This window comes from Bacillus cereus group sp. BfR-BA-01356 (assembly GCF_022663635.1).
Lineage (GTDB): Bacteria > Bacillota > Bacilli > Bacillales > Bacillaceae_G > Bacillus_A > Bacillus_A cereus.
The window spans coordinates 1-16,401 of record NZ_JAKUFX010000017.1 but is presented as its reverse complement, the minus strand read 5'-3'; the positions used below and the strand labels follow the sequence as shown (position 1 = coordinate 16,401).

Below are 16,401 nucleotides of genomic sequence, written 5' to 3'. Positions count from 1 at the left end.
AAACAAAGACACCCTCAAGAAAAGATCTTGAGGGTGTCTTTTACGCTTTTTTAAGCAACAAATACATAAAGTAAGGAGCCCCAATTAAAGCAACGACAATACCTGCTGGAATGCCATTAGGATCAACGATATTTCGTCCGATTGTATCTGCTAATAATAATAGCCATCCGCCGATTAAAAGGGCGATAGGCATGAAAATTTGATGTCTTGGACCTACTAAAGATTTCGCAATATGAGGAGCCATTAATCCGATAAAGCTAATTCCTCCTGTTACGGAAACAGCTGCAGCTGCAAGTGCAACGGCTGCAACTAATAAGTACCTGCGTTCTTTTTCAATTTCAATTCCAACGCCAATTGCGACTGGTTCGTTTAATGCTAAAATGTTTAATCGATTTGCTTTATAGAAAATAAACGGAATGAATACGATTAACCATGGGAGCATTGCTAAAACGAAGATCCAGTCATCTCCCCAAATATTTCCGGCAATCCATTTTGAAATAAAGTCTACTTTCATACGATCCGCGGATGAAATAAGGACAATCATCGTTCCAGATAGTGCAAATGCAAAACCGATACCGGTTAATGTTAATCGGATTGGTTGAAGTCCAGTTGATTTACTATATGAAAATACGTAAATTAGAACAGCTGTCAGAAATGCTCCGATAAATCCAACTACAGGTAGTAAGTAAAGAAATGAACCTACATCTATTGGAAAGTATAAAAAGAAAATAGCGACAGCAACACCGGCCCCAGAGTTAATACCAAGAATACCAGGTTCAGCTAAATCATTTCGGGTAATTCCTTGCAGAATAGCCCCTGATAAGGCGAGAGCCATACCAGCTAATAATGTAATGACAATTCTAGGTAGTCTTAAAGAGTATAAAACAAACTCCTCTTTAAAAGTCCCTTGCCCCATTAATGTTGGGAGTAGTCGATCATAAGATAAAGACGCTGAACCAAGTCCCATTCCAACTACAATGGTTGTGATGATTACTATAAGTAAAGCGAGTATAATGAGACGCTGTTTTCTTAAAATAGATTGCATCATGAGAATGTTTTTCCTCCTTTACGTACAATGAATAGGAAGAATGGTAACCCTACAATCGCAACAATTGCCGCAACTGGTGTTTCGTATGGAGCGTTAATAGTACGTCCGATTGTATCTGCAAGTAGCATAAAGGAAGCTCCAGCAATTGCTGACATCGGTATAACAAATCGGTAATCTGGACCGACAATTGGGCGTACCATGTGAGGTACCATTAAGCCGATAAATGCCATATTTCCAACAAGCGCTACAGATGCACCTGCAAGTAAGATAATAATGATAAATAAAATAGTTTTAATAACAATAATTTTTTGACCTAGTCCAATAGCCACTTCCTCACTGAAACTAAGAACTGTCAATTTTTTTGCTAGTAAGATAGCGATAAAGATACTAATTGAAATGACTGGAATAATAATTTTTAATTGGCTCCAAGTTGTTCCAATTACGCCCCCAGCAGTCCAAAGTGATACATCTTGTGAAATTTTAAAGTAAATGCCGATTCCTTCTGAAATTGCGAGTAGAAATGCTGAAACTGCAGCGCCTGCTAATACAATTCGAAGAGGAGAAAGGCCGCCTTTTTTCACCATACCAATTCCAAATACCATAATTGCGCCAATTGCCGCACCGATAAAGCAAGCTAATGTTAAGTAAAGATAGCTGATGGAAGGGTTGAAAGCAAGTGTCAGTGCAAGCGCAGCATTTGCTCCACCAGATAGCCCTAATAATCCAGGATCCGCAAGTGGATTTCGTGTTAATCCTTGCATAATTGCCCCAGAAACGGCTAATCCAGCTCCTACAAAAATAGCAGCAACTTCACGTGGTAAACGTATTTCTCGAATAATAGATATTTTGTCTCCTTTAGCGGAGGAAGTGAGTGCTAACCATACATCTTTTATCGAAGTATCTGCAGCACCTAATACCATTGCAACCATAAAAATAAGAAAGAATGCAATTAAGCTTAAAATTAGTTTGTATGTAAAAGCTATAGAACGTGGATTGTCATGATCTTTTGTCATTCGTTTCACATCTTTTCTGTTCATAGAATAAAGGAAGAGGAATTCTTAAATTAAGAATTCCTCATGTTTGTATTATTTACCAAGAAAGCTCTTCTTGAAGAAGTCTAGTTGGAAATCTAATGTAAGTGGATCATTGAAATAGAATTCCATCATGTTTGCTTCATATACGCGATTATTTTTTACTGCTGGGATGTTTTTATATGATTCTGTCTCTTGGAATGAGTTATCAGTATCTTTGTTTTTACTTACGATTAAGTAATCACCAGCAAATTCAGGTAATACCTCAGTAGATAATGCGTAGTAACCTTCTTTTAATGTTTTTTCTTTTACTTTTTCAGGCATTTTTAATTTCATTTCTTGGTACAGGATTTCTGTTCCGCGGCCCCAGTTCTCGCCGTATACATAAAGCTGTTTGTTGAAGTTTTCTACAACAGAAACTGTTGCATCTTCACCGATTTTTGCTTTAATTTCTTTACCAGCTTCTTGTGCACGTTTCTTGAAGTCATCAACCCAAGTTTTTGCTTCTTTTTCTTTATTTAATAACTTACCGATTTCTAAATGCTGTGTTAAGTAATCAACTTTTCCGTAAGTGTATGTTACAGTAGGCGCGATTTTCTTTAACTTATCGACATTTTTAACATTTGATAAACCGATGATTAAATCTGGATTTAGTTCAGCGATTTTTTCAACATTTTCATCAGATACTTCAGCAACATCTTTAAGTTTGCTATCAAAACGTGGGTTTTGTTTAGACCATGAATCTACCCCAACAAGATTTACACCTAATGACATTACGTTACCAGCGAATGATGATAATACAACAACGCGTTTTGGATTTGCAGGAACTTCTACTTTTTTACCATCTTCAGATTGGTATGTAGTTGTTTCTGATTTGCTACCTTTTGCATCGTTCTTTTTGTCTGTAGAGCTATTGCTACAAGCGCTCATAACAAGAACGAAAAGGACTGTTAGTGAAATAAATAACTTTTTCATCGTCTTTCTCCTTTAACATAGATGATATGTGTATACAATAATTTGTTTAACTGCAATCTTTTTGAAATAGTAGTGGTAATGCAAAATAATTTATTAAAAATCTTGAATATGAGATTTTATAATATAGTAATAACCATATTAATGAAAGAAGATGTAATCTCAAATTTGCTAATTATTAACAAAATGATAATGATTATCACTATTGATTCTTTAAATAATATAATTTTATATAGGTGTATTGTCAATAGTAATTTTGATTGTAAATTTTGCGGAAACAGGTTATATTTTATTGAGAATGATAATCAACGATTAATAGCTGAGGAGTGAGCACGAATGAATCGAGAAGAATTGTTTGATGTAACCGTGATAGGCGGAGGACCTGCAGGGCTTTATTCAGCTTTTTATAGTGGACTCAGAGAAATGAGAACGAAAATAATAGAATTTCAACCACATTTAGGTGGAAAAATACATGTGTATCCGGAAAAAATGATTTGGGATGTAGGAGGACTATTGCCAGTTACAGGTGATAAGTTAATTGAACAACTTGTACAGCAAGGGTTAACATTTAAGCCGGAAGTTGTATTAGATACAAAAGTAGAATCGATTATTCGTAATCAAGATGGTACTTTTACATTAAAAACAAGTACTGGCGAAGAACACTTTTCAAAAACAGTTATCGTCGCAACAGGAAGTGGTATATTGAAACCGCAAAAGTTATCTATTGAAGGTGCTGAGCGATTTGAAGTATCGAATTTAAATTATACAGTTAAATCTTTAAAGCGTTTTAAAGGTAAAACAGTTATTATTTCCGGTGGAGGCAATTCTGCTGTTGATTGGGCAAATGAATTGGAACCAATTGCGAAAAAAGTGTATGTAACTTATAGAAAAGAAGAATTATCTGGTCATGAAGCACAAGTAAAACAACTTATGAACAGCTCAGCGGAGTGTTTCTTTAATACATCGATTACAAAATTAATTGCCGGTGATAATCATGAAGCGATTGAATATGTAGAATTAACAAATCATGAAACAGGTGAGGTTTCTCATTTACCTATTGATGAAGTTATTATTAATCATGGATATGAACGCGACATTACATTATTAGAAAATAGTGAGTTAGACGTTGCAATTATAGATAATTGTTATATTGCAGGTAATGCAAATAGTGAGTCTTCAGTAGATGGATTATATGCTGCTGGAGATATTTTAAAGCACGAAGGGAAACTACACTTAATTGCAGGTGCATTCCAAGATGCTGGAAATGCTGTGAATAAAGCAAAACAATTTATCCAACCAGATGCAAGTGAGTACGGAATGGTTTCTTCTCATAATGAAGTATTTAAGAAGAGAAATCGCGAACTGATTAAGCAGATGATGAAATAATAAGGAACAAGTATACCCCCACGTATTTCTCTATTCAAGTGAATGAGAGATGTACGTGGGGGTTTTCCTGTTTACTATATTTTCTATCATTATAATGACACCGGTTTCATCAGTTCATATGATATGAACATTTTATTGGTAAAGCATCCTAGAAAACAATTTAGCTATGTTTTGCTTAAACAGAACATGGCTAAATTACGCTGTCCCTTTAGCGCGTTTATTAGGAAATGGCATATTTAGTATAGAAGCAATATACTGTTTTCCGTGTTTTCGAGCCAATGATTCTAATATTTGACGGACGCGTTTTGTAAGATGACCTTGTTTTTGGATGGCTTCACAATATGCGTCATAGAAGGCATATTTAGCCCAAAGGAAATCATCTTGTTGGAATAAGAAATGATTTTTGTACCATTCACCAATTGTATGATAACAATTGTTTTCATGTATTGCTGTGCTTTGAGAAAGAAAACGATCAGATAAAGATACATTCAAATGAGAAATTGTGTTTTCTGTTTCAACTTGTAGTGTTTTTTCTAACATTGTAATGATGTGACGAGTAGCCATATGTTAACTCTCCTTTGTGTAAATGGGTAATACCATTCTATATTTAAAAAATTCTTACTATATAATACTATACAATATATGGAATGCATCTACCTGCTTTTTGAACTGCATTTACAAAATCTTTTTTATTTGTTTACAAAAATAAAGTAAAGTAAGATACAGTATAGATGAAAAAATAATAAAGGAATGAACGCATTGTATATAACAATAGAAGAGACTGCGGAGTATTTGAATTTACCAAAATCGTATATTGAAGAGTTAATTCAGCAAAAGAAAATTCGTGCGCTATTCGATGGAGAGCAATATTTAGTAAATAAAGAACAATTCAATACGCATTTAGAACAAATGGAGAAATATAAGCAATTAGTGGAAGAAATATTGAACGAACCAATTCCAGAAGATATGGATGTTAAAGACGAAGATTAAACTATGGGAAATCCCTTATGAAGATATGCAGAAATGTATCTTCATAAGGGATTTTTTGTTTGAAGATATCAAAAACATAAGGAGTTCTTAGCCTTTCTTCAAATTTTGATAGGTAGTAGTCTACCATGTTAAAAGCATATTTTTTTCTAGCTAGGACAAACATAGAGAACGTAACCTGTACAGATACATATACTATCAGTGCAAAAGCTTATAAATTAATGGAAGGGGTTTTCTCGTGAGTTTATTTCATTGTGATTTTCTGAAAGACTTAATTGGATCTTTTGTGAGAGTAAACAGGGGTGGTCCAGAATCTCAAAAAGGAACAATAATATCAGTATGTCAGGACTACTTCGTATTGAAGAATGAAAAAGGTGAGCTTTATTACTATCAACTTAAACATCTAAAAAGTATTACAAAAAATGCGAAAGAATGTGGATCAAGTGATTGTGAGTGGGAAGATTGCGCCTGTGCAGAAGATTTTGAAGCACTACTTGAAAGTTTCAAATATTGCTGGGTGAAAATTAATCGCGGCGGTCCAGAGAAAGTGGAAGGCATTTTGCAAGATGTTTCTTGTGACTTCGTAACATTAATCGTAAAAGAAGAAATTATATTAATTGCAATAAAGCATATTAAAAGTGTTAACTATAATGCTTTAGCATGCGGAGAGAGCGATGAGAGCGACGATAGTAAGGAAAGTAGCGATAATTCAGGTCGTGCTCGTGCACAAAGACAATCAAGTAGAGGAAGATAATAAGAAAGGGGGATACGAAATTGGAGAATGTATTATGCTGTGACCAAATTAAATGTTTAGTTGGTGAGACTGTAAAAGTAAACCTTCGTGGACCAGAAAGTCGAGTTGGTGAGCTCGTATCGTTAGGAAAAGATTATCTAACGTTACAGTTACCTCATGGTGAATTAGTATATTATCAGTTGAAACATGTGAAGAGTCTAGTGAAGAAAGTGAAAGAAAGTAAATGTGGCGATTGCTATAGTTCATGTTTCTGCTCTGATGAGGATACTTTTTTAGATATATTAAAAGACTTGAAGTATAAGTGGGTAAAAATTAATCGTGGCGGTCCAGAGTGTGTGGAAGGTTTATTAAGTGAGGTACACCATGGCTGTATTACACTAGTAAACGGCGATGAAGTTATTTATGTAATTAAGTCTCATATTAAGAGTGTGAGTCAAGTAGTTAAATGTAAAAAGAATGAAGATGAATAATGTTTAATAAATAAGAGGGGCATTATGAGGGAAAGAGAAGAACAATTTCTTATTTCGATAGTATGAAAAGGAATTACTTACTATTAAAACAGAACTTTGCCCTGATTATTTTTTTAGAAATGGAAGACAGATAAGAAGAAATTCGTAGGAAGGAGGATATAGATGAATGAGTTAAACAAAAGTATTGGAGAAAATATATATGTTAAATTAATCGGTGAAAAAAGATTTAAAGGTGTATTAATTGATGTAGGAAATGATATCGTTGTTCTTTACAATGGACAAGACTACGTATATATATCTTTATATCATGTACAATATTATAAGTTTTTAAGATCAAATGATGAAGAAATCTCAAAACCAGATGTGGATTCTGTAATTAAGAGAGAGTCTCCTTCAATTTCTTTGAGGAAAGTATTAAGTACATCTAAAGGGATTTTTACGGAAATTTATGTAGCCGGAAATGCTCCAATACATGGTTATGTTACAAGTGTGATGAACGATTATATTGTTTTTTATAGTCCAGTTTATAAAACTGTATATATATCTTTAAAACACTTGAAATGGTTAATTCCGTATAAAGAAAATCAAGTGCCTTATGCCCTCAATAAAAATGAACTCCCCGTGAATCCGTTAAATATTACGTTAGCTCGAACGTTTGAAGAACAGCTTATTAAAATGGCTGGGAAAATTATGGTGTTCGATTTAGGTGAGGAGTCCAATAAAATTGGAAAAATGGCGAAAATTGATGAAGGTCATATTGAAATATCAAAAGCACGCGATGCGAAAATGTATGTAAATATTCAACATGTAAAATCTGTCCATTGTCCGTAAGCTAGTTGAAAGGGCTGGCTTTTTCTTTTATATGCAGAAGAAAAGGTCGAGCCTATTTGTTTTAGTTTAATTTGGAGATGAGGGGAAAATGAATTGAATATAAGCATAGTATAGTGTGATTTTTTAAAAGGTAACTTTGCACTAACTTATAAACATTGTGTACGAGCTATCTTATTATATATTCAATTTATTTTTTGAGGAGGAGCTGCTCAACTAATTTATTAAAGGGGTTTTGTTTGTGGAGCAGTTTCCGAATTCGTTATCAATTACATTGCTTGGTAGTGCTGGTGGAGCAGCAAAAGCAGTTTTAGCAATTTTAAATCAAGCGATAGCAAATGAAAAAGATCCAATTTATGAAGTATTAAAGAATGCTAAATTTCATTTGGTGGATATAAAACAAAAAGATAGGAATTATTACGATGAGTTGTTTTCGAATTTGAAAGATCAATTATATTTATATGAAATAAACCTTCAAAATGTAGTGGAATTTAAAAAACATTTAAAAGAAAAAAGAACGAGTGTTGTGATTGATGTTTCAGGGGCAGATACAATTAGAGTATTAAGCTGCTGTAATGAACTAGGAATTTGTTATATTAATTCAGCCTTGGAAAATGAGGCAGTAGATCAGGACGATAGCTTAATCGGTTTTCAGCTTACGGAAAGATATACAAGGTTTGAGAAGGAGAAAGAGAAATTTACAAATACAAAAGCGATTATAGGTTCAGGTATGAATCCAGGTGTTGTTCAATGGATGGTTGTTGAGCTTATGAAGGAACGACCAAATGAAAGGCCAAGAGCATGTTATATTGTAGAACATGACACATCATTTTTGAATGATACAGCACTTATAAAGCCACATACACTTTATGCTTCATGGGCAGTAGAGCGATTTTTAGATGAAGCAATCTGGAGTTATCCGATGTATATGAGTCATCATCGTCCTCTTTACTTTTATGAAGATGTATATTCTTCAGAGTATAAAGTGAAGTTAGGAGAAAAAGAATTCTATGGTTGTTTAATGCCACATGAGGAAGTATTAATTTTAGGGAAAAACTTCAATATGGAAGTTGGTTTTCTTTATCGAATTAATGAGTATACAACAAATATAATTAGACAGAACTTAGATCAAGTAGAAGATTTATGGAACTGGAATCGTAAAGTGTTTAATCCAGCGGAAGAAGAGGTTGCTGGAGAGGACTTGGTCGGTGTGTTACTCGTTTATGAAAATAGTGAGACATATATGTATAATGTGATGAATAGTAGCCAAGTTTTTCGTAAATATAAAACGAATGCAACGTATTTTCAGGTAGGGTGCGGGATTTATGCGGGCTTGTCCAGTTTACTTTTAGATCAATTCGAACAAGGTGCTTATTACGTCGAGGAGTTGTTATTAAATACAGAAAGTAAGTACGGTGAGTATTTAAATTTATATATGAAGGATTTTGTAATGGGGCATAATAATTTTACGGATGGATTGTTACATGACAGGGTAAGATGGATGTAAGTTGTTACCAAAAGGAAGGAGAGATCTCCTTCCTTTCATTATTATAAGGTTAAATATTGCCCTGAAAGCAATTTCATACTTATACTTTAAGGAGATAACAATGAAAGTTTTTTGTATCGATCAAGGGGAGTTTTTATATGAATAAATACAAGAGCTTGATTTATGAAGAAAGAAGAGCCTTAAAGGTATTTATATTATTATTTTATATTATATTCTTTTTATATGACGCTATATATTATTTTGTATATCCTGCTATGAATATTAGTGGAACAGCGGTAGGTTGGCCAGAAGGTAGTCTTGGGATAGGTGTGCCTATATTTGTAATAGCATTATTTCCTATTTCTATATATCTTCAAAAAAGAGGGTATGTATATTCTGTAAAATATTTATTTTTATTTGGGTACATGTTTATCAATCTTATGAATAATTTAATGATTTATTTGCGAACGGATAGACCTTTTGAACATGGCAGTATGGTAGAAATGTTATTAATTTTATTTGCCCCAGTTTTCGTGAATAAAAAATACTTTTATTTAGTGTCCTTTAGTGTAATTGGAAAGTACGTATTTTTCACATTGCTATTACAAGATTTAAAAGTGATAATTCCACTTGTTTTATGTGTATTTTATTTCATTATTTCACATTCTTTATTAAAACGATTTCAATCTTATGTAAGAACAGTGGTTGAAATGATGAACAATATGAAAGAGACGGAAAATTTAGCTGTGATTGGGACTATGTCTACAACAATTGCCCATGAAATTCGAAATCCGTTAACAGCGTTAAAAGGGTTTACGCAAATGCAAAAAGAAAGAAACCCAACTGATACGATGAGCTACGACATTATGCTACAAGAAATTGAAAGAGTCAATGGATTTGTTAGTGAATTGATGTTGTTAGGAAAACCAAAGCCAACAAATTATGAAAGGTGTAATATACGAGACATCCTTCTATATGTTGTGCATCTAATGGAAAGTTATGCAACGCAATATAGAGTTAAATGTCATTTACAAGTAGATGGGAATTTACCGGCTATAAACGGTGATGATAAGCAATTAAAACAAGTGTTATTAAATATCATTAAAAATGGAATAGAATCAATGCCAGAGGGTGGAGAAATTCATATCCGTGCATATCAAAAAACGCAAGGACATTTGTGTATTTCTGTTGAAGACCAAGGATTTGGTATAGAGAATGAGAAGTTAGAAAAAATCGGCAAGGCGTTTTACACAACAAAGGAGACTGGTACAGGACTTGGATTAATGATTACATATAAAATTATTAAGGAACATCAAGGGAGTATCACGATCCAAAGTAGTGTAGGAGTAGGAACGAAAGTAGAAATTTTTTTGCCGACCTTTTAATGTATTGGGAGAAAAGATTTTTCAGAAAAGTGTTCTTGTTGTGTAAATATAAACATTTTATAAAATGTTTCAAGAAGGGTTTTTTTTATAAAATACTTCGTTTATAATGGAGGAAAATATCGACATGAGATTGATTGCTCATGTAGCGGTTCAGTAGTGTTATGAAAAGATAAGAAGGGGTGCACACGCATCCTTTTTTCTATGCAGATATTATGAAAGAGGTGGTATGATGGAATTAACATTAAATTCGACTGTATGTTTACACACGATTCAATTTCGAAAAGAGCAAAAGAATTATATTGTAAAAGATACAATTACAGGAGAAAAATATGAAATGCCGCCACTTTGGATTGATGCATTGGCAATGATGCGTGACGGTTTTTTATTGGGGGAAATTGAGGAGAAATTAAAAGAAGAGTATCCATCCGAAGAAGTGAATATGTTAGCATTCACGAGGCAACTGTTAGAACTAGAACTTGTTGAAATGGTAGATGGAGAAGAGATAGCTTGCACAAAGAAGAAAGAGATAGATTGTTTAGCTTGGGTGCGTCCTCGTGTGGAACAATTCTTTCTTAATTTAAATAGAAAATATAGAAGCAAAGACCAGTAGTGGCCTTTGCTTTTTTTATAGGCTGTGTTTAAAAAATAACAGCAAATGCTCTTGCGAAAGCACCGTTACTATTTTTAATTTTTAAAGGTGCTGCTGAGAAAAAGAAACGTTTTGCTTCGATAGCATCTAGATTTGTTAAGTTTTCAATTAAGTAAATATCATTCCCTAGTAATATGTGATGAATCGGTGATGTTTCTGTTGTGACTTCATCAGGAGAAATGAAATCTAAACCGATAGATTTTACTTTTAATCGCACTAGTTCTTTAGCTAATTCTTCAGAAAGATAAAATGCTTCCTTCTCATAAGCTTCTGTATTCCATTTTGTGGATAGATTAGAATGAAAAATAACAATATCACCTTCTTTTATGTCAGTATTATGCAATACTGTCTTAGGTAATTTTCGCTCTTGAATATGTGTTACATCTATAAGAACAGCTTCACCTACAAATTGATCCAGCGGTAATTGATCGATGGTCGTTGCGCCTGAAATAAAATGCGCAGGAGCATCACAATGCGTGCCAACATGAACGACAGAATGAAAATCTGTAACTTGATATCCTGATTCTTCAACACTTGTAACAGCTTCTAGTTGTATTTTAGGTGTTCCAGGAAATTGAGACATATTATTTTCAAATGTTTGTGATAAATCAATTACTTTCATTTTACATACCTCCAATATATGTTTTTCAAATAATAAAAAGCTCATCCTTCAGTATCAAGAAAGATGAGCCTTACATGCTAGTTGAGTTTTATCTTCCAAAATGCATTGCATTTTGCAGGAATTAGCACCTATTCAGTTTGTATAAACTGAGGTTGCTGGGCTTCAAAGGGCCGGTCCCTCTGCCTCTCTTGATAAAGAAGTATTCAGTTTTTAAAATCGGAACTTTCTGATAGTTAAATTGTAATTCATTTCCTTTTTGCGTGCAATACAAAATAGGTATTCACCCAAATAAAGCTGCTCGCATATTGTAGCTTATGTAAATAGAATGCTGCGAAGGAGTGAGTGCAGTGACAGGAAATGTATTAAATTATTATGCTGGTGGTAATACAGCTAGGGGATTTCACAATTTATACGAAGAGAATTTAAAAGGATTAGACAGATTATTTATCTTAAAGGGTGGCCCAGGAACGGGAAAATCTTCTTTAATAAAGGCAATAGGTCGTGAATGGATTGAAAAAGGATATGATATTGAATTTTTACATTGTTCTTCTGATAATAAATCGGTTGATGGTGTAATTATCCCACAATTAAAAGTAGGAATTGTTGATGGGACATCGCCGCATGTTATTGAGCCAAAAATGCCAGGAGTTGTTGAAGAGTATATAAATTTAGGAATTGCTTGGGACTCAGATAAACTAAGAAAGCAGAAGTTAGAAATTGAAAGATTTGTTTCAGAAGCAAGCAAAGCTTTTCAGTCTGCTTACGCACGTTTTAAAGAGGCATTGGTTATACATGATGAGTGGGAGAAGATATATATTGATAATATAGATTTTAATAAAGCAAATGAACTAACCAATCAGCTAATCCAGAAATTATTTGCAGATAAAAGCGGGAGACAATCGCTTGTAAAACATCGTTTTTTAGGAGCTGCTACACCGAAAGGAGCAGTTGATTTTGTTCCTAATTTAACAGAAGGGTTACCACATCGTTATTTTATAAAAGGGCGCCCAGGCTCTGGAAAATCGACGATGCTCAAAAAGTTAGCTAAGGCAGCTGAAGAAAAAGGGTTTGAAGTTGAAGTATATCATTGCGGATTTGACCCGAATAGTCTTGATATGGTTATCGTAAGAGAATTAGGTTTTGCAATTTTTGATAGCACCGCACCACATGAATATTTTCCAAGTCGCGAGGGTGATGAAATTATTGATATGTATGCCCTTATTGTTACGCCAGGGACGGATGAGAAATATGCGAAGGAAATTCGTGATGTTTCCATTCAATATAAAGCAAAAATGAATGAGGCGATGTCTTTCTTAGCGAAAGCAAAATCGATTCGTGATAAATTAGAACGAATTTATATTGCTGCTATGGATTTTTCAATAGTAGATGCATATAAAGAGGAGATTCAAAAAGAGTTCGAACGAATTGCTGCTACTGTAATTGAAAAGCAACAATAGACGTTTCATTAGGCTGTCAGTAATTTCTGACAGTTTTTTTAGTATGTAGTAAAATTAATAGTGTATTGTCGAATTTCCAGGGAAATAATCAAAAAATGGAGATGTTATGAAATGAGAGAGAAAATCGAGTTGGAGTTAGAAAGAATTGAAAAAGAGAATGATGTAAAAATTTTATTTGCGGTGGAATCAGGGAGTCGTGCTTGGGGGTTTCCATCGAAAGATAGCGATTATGATGTTAGGTTTGTTTATATACATCCGGTAGAATGGTATTTATCAATTCATGACAAACGAGATGTAATTGAATATCCAATTAGTGATGATTTAGATATAAGTGGTTGGGATATTAAAAAGGCGTTGCAACTATTCGCGAAGTCGAACCCAGCTTTACTTGAGTGGATTCGATCACCAATTTTTTATTCGAAAAACTCTAATTTTCCAGAACTACTTCAACAGATGAGTGAGAAGAATTTTGATCCAAAAGCAACGATATATCATTATTTACATATGGCGTGGAAAAATTATCGTGAATTTTTGCAAGGTGAGAATGTAAAGTTGAAAAAGTACTTTTATGTATTACGCCCTATTTTAGCTTGTAAGTGGCTAGAAGAGAAAGCAACTTTACCACCTGTAGAATTTGATCGATTGATTACAGAATTACCATTAGAACGTAGTGTATTAGATGAGATTGAAAAGTTGTTAATAAAGAAAAAAGCAGGTACTGAATTAGATGTTGGATTGAAAATTAAGGTGCTAAATCAATTTTTAGAAGAACAAATTCATTACTATGGGCAATATGTAAAAGGAATTGAAAAGGGATCAGGGATCGATATTGAGATTTTAAATACATTATTTCGAGACATGCTGTTTGAAGCATATGAAAAAGAGCACAAGTAAGTTTGTGCTCTTTTTATTTTGTAGGAATGAAGAAAACAGATATAGCTGCGATAAGACCTGCAAAGGAGAATAAGTAAAAATTCCATGCTAAGTCATATTGCATTGTCATAATAATACCGACGAGAATAGGACCAGCAATTGCACCAACTCGGCCAAGCCCCAGTCCCCAGCCTAAGGAGGTAGCTCGGATATGTGATGGGAAGTATTGTGTTACATATGCATTTAATATTTGAGTAATACCGACTGATCCAATACCAGCAAGGCCAATTAAAAGATAAATGATTGTAACAGATGGTTTGATTGTTAATAGTCCGATACATATGGCTGCCATAAGATAAGAGATGCTAATAACAATTTTTGCTCCTATACGATCAGCAATTGCTCCAGCGAATAATGCGCCGATAGCTGCGGTAATATTTAGCATAAGTAGAAATGACAGACTAGACCCAAGAGGATATCCTGCCTGGCGCATCATCTGTGGTAACCAAGTGTTTAAACCATATATTAAAAACATTCCCATTATATAAGTGATCCAAAAAAGTAGCGTTGCTTTTATGTATTCTTTTGAGAATAAAGTAAAAAATCCATTTTTCTTTCGTATAGTAGATGGGTCTTGATGAGTTTTATCTTTTACATGAAATTCAATTTGAAAACGATTAAGAATTTGGTTCACTTCTTCTTGGCGATTACGTGATAATAAAAATTGAATGGACTCGGGTAAATAGCGAATAATGAAAGGAATGAGGAGTAGTGGAATCATTCCGATACCAAACATAATTCTCCATCCGAAATCTGCTAACATAAGCATGGACAAAATAGCACCTAACACGATACCTAAAGGATAGCCAGTAAACATAAGAGCATAAATAAAAGATTGCCTTTTTTTTGGTGAATATTCAACAGTAAGTGCTGAAGCTGTTGGGATAACACCGCCTAATCCGATTCCTCCTACAAATCGAGATAATCCAAATAACTCAGGAGAAGGAGCGATAGCCGCTAAACCCATTGTGATAGAAAAAAGTGCTAAACAGCATATAAGCGTCCATTTACGCCCAATTAGATCTGTAATCGTTCCAACTAGAATAGCTCCAATAAACATCCCAAATAAAGCATAGCTTGCAATTGTACCAGCATGCGCTGGTGATAGCGCCCAGCTTTTGTCTTCTAGGAGCTTTGGTAGAACGGCACCGTAAATACCTAAATCATATCCATCAGCTAAAATGGCTAGCCAACAAATAAAAACAACAAGTTTTGTAATAGAGCTTGGAAAGATAGTTTCTGTAGATTCTAGATGAGGTGGAGCTGAAGGTTGCATAATATTCACCCCTTTTAATTTGTAGATGAATATATTATTTTATTTAATGTTAATATTTTCCTCCTTGTGTCGAATTTTATCTGAAAAGGGTTTATAACAAATAAAGAAGTTCAACAGTAATTTTGTTGAACTTCTTTATTTGTTTACTCATTATCAACTCGTTTTAACGGTTGATCTGCTGGGCCTTCAATAACGTCCCCCTCAATAGAAAAACGAGAACCGTGGCAAGGGCAATCCCAAGTACAATCACCATTATTCCATTCAACTTCACAGCCGAGATGTGTACAAGTTGTATCGACGATATGTAATTTTCCTTCTTTGTCTTTATAAGCACCTGCTCGTTTACCGTTAACATGTACGACAGATCCTTCACCAACTTCGAGATCTTCTGGCTTACGTAATGCGGTTTCAATCTTTCCTTCAATTAAATGTTTCGCAACATCAATGTTTTGGGAGAGGAACGTTTTTATATCTGGATTTGCATGGAAGCGTGATGGTGCATACAGTTCTTTATAGGGACTGTGAACTTTTAGGATGGAGTCCTTCAGTAGGTGAGCGGCAGCAGTTCCAGTTGTCATTCCCCATTTGCGATATCCAGTTGCAACAAATATATTTGGATTTCTTTCGTTAATATGTCCGATATAAGGAAGCTTATCTAGAGTGATTAAATCTTGTGCTGACCATCTATAAGGAACTTCGTCTATTCCAAAAGTTGCTTCAGCAAAAGAATAGAGTGCTTCATAATGAAGCATCGTATTTATTCCTTGTCCTGTTTTATGACTCTCTCCGCCAATCAAAATTAATTTTTCTCCATTGTTTGTTATATAGCGTAAGGAGCGCTTTGGATCATCAATACTTAAATACATGCCACCTGGATAATCTGTTTTTGCTTTTATTGCAAGAGCGTAGGAGCGTTCTGCGTACATTCGCGTAAAGAAAAAGCTATTCGCATCATAAAAAGGAAAATGTGAACAAGAGACGACATATTCACAAGTGATATGATGGCCCCATGCCCATCAACTTAAGAGTGAGCACAACCTGAGCTTTCGACTCATCGGATCAAAACATTCCTAAAATAAAAGCATACTCTTAAAAATAAGCATCTCAAATAAACCCT

Annotated in this window: 16 protein-coding genes, 1 pseudogene and 1 riboswitch; of the genes and pseudogenes, 10 read left to right on the top strand and 7 right to left on the bottom strand. The window is 34.1% G+C overall.

The window, feature by feature from the left end; genetic code table 11:
* Positions 1-40: 40 nt before the first annotated feature.
* Genes MR168_RS08755 through MR168_RS08745 form a run of 3 tightly spaced genes read right to left on the bottom strand, consistent with a single transcriptional unit; the run spans position 41 to position 3,054 of the window.
* Positions 41-1,048: a FecCD family ABC transporter permease gene (locus MR168_RS08755; protein ID WP_000983753.1), complete on the bottom strand. Its 1,008-nt coding sequence runs from the start codon at positions 1,046-1,048 to the stop codon at positions 41-43.
* Positions 1,045-2,085: a FecCD family ABC transporter permease gene (locus MR168_RS08750; protein ID WP_002025239.1), complete on the bottom strand. Its 1,041-nt coding sequence runs from the start codon at positions 2,083-2,085 to the stop codon at positions 1,045-1,047. The genes MR168_RS08755 and MR168_RS08750 overlap by 4 nt, the downstream gene beginning before the upstream one ends.
* A 48-nt stretch (positions 2,086-2,133) precedes the next feature.
* Positions 2,134-3,054 carry an iron-hydroxamate ABC transporter substrate-binding protein gene (locus MR168_RS08745; protein WP_242291237.1) on the bottom strand — a complete coding sequence of 307 codons (921 nt, stop codon included), beginning with the start codon at positions 3,052-3,054 and terminating at the stop codon, positions 2,134-2,136.
* 333 nt (positions 3,055-3,387) lie between these two features.
* Here MR168_RS08745 and MR168_RS08740 point away from each other — a divergent pair, with 333 nt between their 5' ends.
* Positions 3,388-4,437 (top strand): NAD(P)/FAD-dependent oxidoreductase, encoded by a 1,050-nt coding sequence (locus MR168_RS08740; RefSeq protein ID WP_086412253.1) that lies wholly within the window; start codon positions 3,388-3,390, stop codon positions 4,435-4,437.
* 195 nt (positions 4,438-4,632) lie between these two features.
* Here MR168_RS08740 and MR168_RS08735 read toward each other — a convergent pair whose 3' ends face one another.
* On the bottom strand, positions 4,633-5,001 hold the full coding sequence (locus MR168_RS08735) for a hypothetical protein (protein WP_000235476.1): 369 nt from the start codon (positions 4,999-5,001) through the stop codon (positions 4,633-4,635).
* Positions 5,002-5,187: 186 nt separating this feature from the next.
* Between MR168_RS08735 and MR168_RS08730 the strand changes: the two genes are divergently transcribed.
* The 7 genes from MR168_RS08730 to MR168_RS08700 all read left to right on the top strand — a co-directional run bounded on the left by MR168_RS08730 (position 5,188) and on the right by MR168_RS08700 (position 10,957).
* A complete protein-coding gene (locus tag MR168_RS08730) occupies positions 5,188-5,427 on the top strand; it encodes a helix-turn-helix domain-containing protein (protein ID WP_002025240.1) in 240 nt (79 codons plus the stop codon).
* Between the two features lie 235 nt (positions 5,428-5,662).
* Positions 5,663-6,178, top strand: a complete 516-nt coding sequence (locus tag MR168_RS08725; protein WP_000051525.1) for a spore coat protein B — start codon at positions 5,663-5,665, stop codon at positions 6,176-6,178.
* Between the two features lie 20 nt (positions 6,179-6,198).
* A complete protein-coding gene (locus MR168_RS08720) occupies positions 6,199-6,648 on the top strand; it encodes a spore coat protein B (protein ID WP_000432509.1) in 450 nt (149 codons plus the stop codon).
* A 162-nt stretch (positions 6,649-6,810) separates the two neighbouring features.
* On the top strand, positions 6,811-7,479 hold the full coding sequence (locus tag MR168_RS08715; protein WP_001004284.1) for an LSm family protein: 669 nt from the start codon (positions 6,811-6,813) through the stop codon (positions 7,477-7,479).
* A 238-nt stretch (positions 7,480-7,717) separates the two neighbouring features.
* Positions 7,718-8,983: a hypothetical protein gene (locus MR168_RS08710; RefSeq protein WP_000434716.1), complete on the top strand. Its 1,266-nt coding sequence runs from the start codon at positions 7,718-7,720 to the stop codon at positions 8,981-8,983.
* 137 nt (positions 8,984-9,120) lie between these two features.
* Entirely contained in the window at positions 9,121-10,347 is a 1,227-nt protein-coding gene (locus tag MR168_RS08705; RefSeq protein ID WP_086412251.1) for an ATP-binding protein, read from the top strand.
* A 229-nt stretch (positions 10,348-10,576) separates the two neighbouring features.
* Entirely contained in the window at positions 10,577-10,957 is a 381-nt protein-coding gene (locus MR168_RS08700; protein ID WP_000424116.1) for a hypothetical protein, read from the top strand.
* A 28-nt stretch (positions 10,958-10,985) separates the two neighbouring features.
* On the opposite strand, the gene MR168_RS08695 is transcribed toward MR168_RS08700, so the two are convergent.
* Positions 10,986-11,618, bottom strand: coding sequence for a cyclase family protein (locus MR168_RS08695; protein ID WP_086412250.1), 633 nt, complete (start codon positions 11,616-11,618; stop codon positions 10,986-10,988).
* Positions 11,619-11,703: 85 nt separating this feature from the next.
* Positions 11,704-11,816, bottom strand: a riboswitch (SAM riboswitch).
* Between the two features lie 149 nt (positions 11,817-11,965).
* On the opposite strand from MR168_RS08695, the gene MR168_RS08690 reads away from it, so the two are divergent.
* Both MR168_RS08690 and MR168_RS08685 read left to right on the top strand, forming a co-directional pair.
* The gene (locus MR168_RS08690; RefSeq protein WP_006926177.1) at positions 11,966-13,075 is read left to right on the top strand and encodes a PRK06851 family protein; all 1,110 of its coding nucleotides are present in this window, start codon (positions 11,966-11,968) and stop codon (positions 13,073-13,075) included.
* Between the two features lie 111 nt (positions 13,076-13,186).
* Positions 13,187-13,969 (top strand): nucleotidyltransferase domain-containing protein, encoded by a 783-nt coding sequence (locus MR168_RS08685; protein ID WP_086412249.1) that lies wholly within the window; start codon positions 13,187-13,189, stop codon positions 13,967-13,969.
* Between the two features lie 13 nt (positions 13,970-13,982).
* Here the strand turns inward: MR168_RS08685 and MR168_RS08680 are convergent, their stop codons facing one another.
* Positions 13,983-15,284 (bottom strand): MFS transporter, encoded by a 1,302-nt coding sequence (locus tag MR168_RS08680; RefSeq protein WP_033695443.1) that lies wholly within the window; start codon positions 15,282-15,284, stop codon positions 13,983-13,985.
* Between the two features lie 143 nt (positions 15,285-15,427).
* Positions 15,428-16,291 (bottom strand): annotated as a pseudogene (locus MR168_RS08675) (FAD-dependent oxidoreductase); the annotation flags it as partial.
* Between the last annotated feature and the right edge of the window lie 110 nt (positions 16,292-16,401).

Excerpts from the sequence above, each read along its gene's own strand:
- MR168_RS08750 (WP_002025239.1), bottom strand. The coding sequence starts at position 2,085 with ATGAACAGAAAAGATGTGAAACGAATGACAAAAGATCATGACAATCCA.
- MR168_RS08735 (WP_000235476.1), bottom strand. The coding sequence starts at position 5,001 with ATGGCTACTCGTCACATCATTACAATGTTAGAAAAAACACTACAAGTT.
- MR168_RS08755 (WP_000983753.1), bottom strand. The coding sequence starts at position 1,048 with ATGATGCAATCTATTTTAAGAAAACAGCGTCTCATTATACTCGCTTTA.
- MR168_RS08680 (WP_033695443.1), bottom strand. The coding sequence starts at position 15,284 with ATGCAACCTTCAGCTCCACCTCATCTAGAATCTACAGAAACTATCTTT.
- MR168_RS08705 (WP_086412251.1), top strand. The coding sequence starts at position 9,121 with ATGAATAAATACAAGAGCTTGATTTATGAAGAAAGAAGAGCCTTAAAG.
- MR168_RS08715 (WP_001004284.1), top strand. The coding sequence starts at position 6,811 with ATGAATGAGTTAAACAAAAGTATTGGAGAAAATATATATGTTAAATTA.
- MR168_RS08695 (WP_086412250.1), bottom strand. The coding sequence starts at position 11,618 with ATGAAAGTAATTGATTTATCACAAACATTTGAAAATAATATGTCTCAA.
- MR168_RS08740 (WP_086412253.1), top strand. The coding sequence starts at position 3,388 with ATGAATCGAGAAGAATTGTTTGATGTAACCGTGATAGGCGGAGGACCT.
- MR168_RS08745 (WP_242291237.1), bottom strand. The coding sequence starts at position 3,054 with ATGAAAAAGTTATTTATTTCACTAACAGTCCTTTTCGTTCTTGTTATG.
- MR168_RS08685 (WP_086412249.1), top strand. The coding sequence starts at position 13,187 with ATGAGAGAGAAAATCGAGTTGGAGTTAGAAAGAATTGAAAAAGAGAAT.
- MR168_RS08730 (WP_002025240.1), top strand. The coding sequence starts at position 5,188 with ATGAACGCATTGTATATAACAATAGAAGAGACTGCGGAGTATTTGAAT.
- MR168_RS08700 (WP_000424116.1), top strand. The coding sequence starts at position 10,577 with ATGGAATTAACATTAAATTCGACTGTATGTTTACACACGATTCAATTT.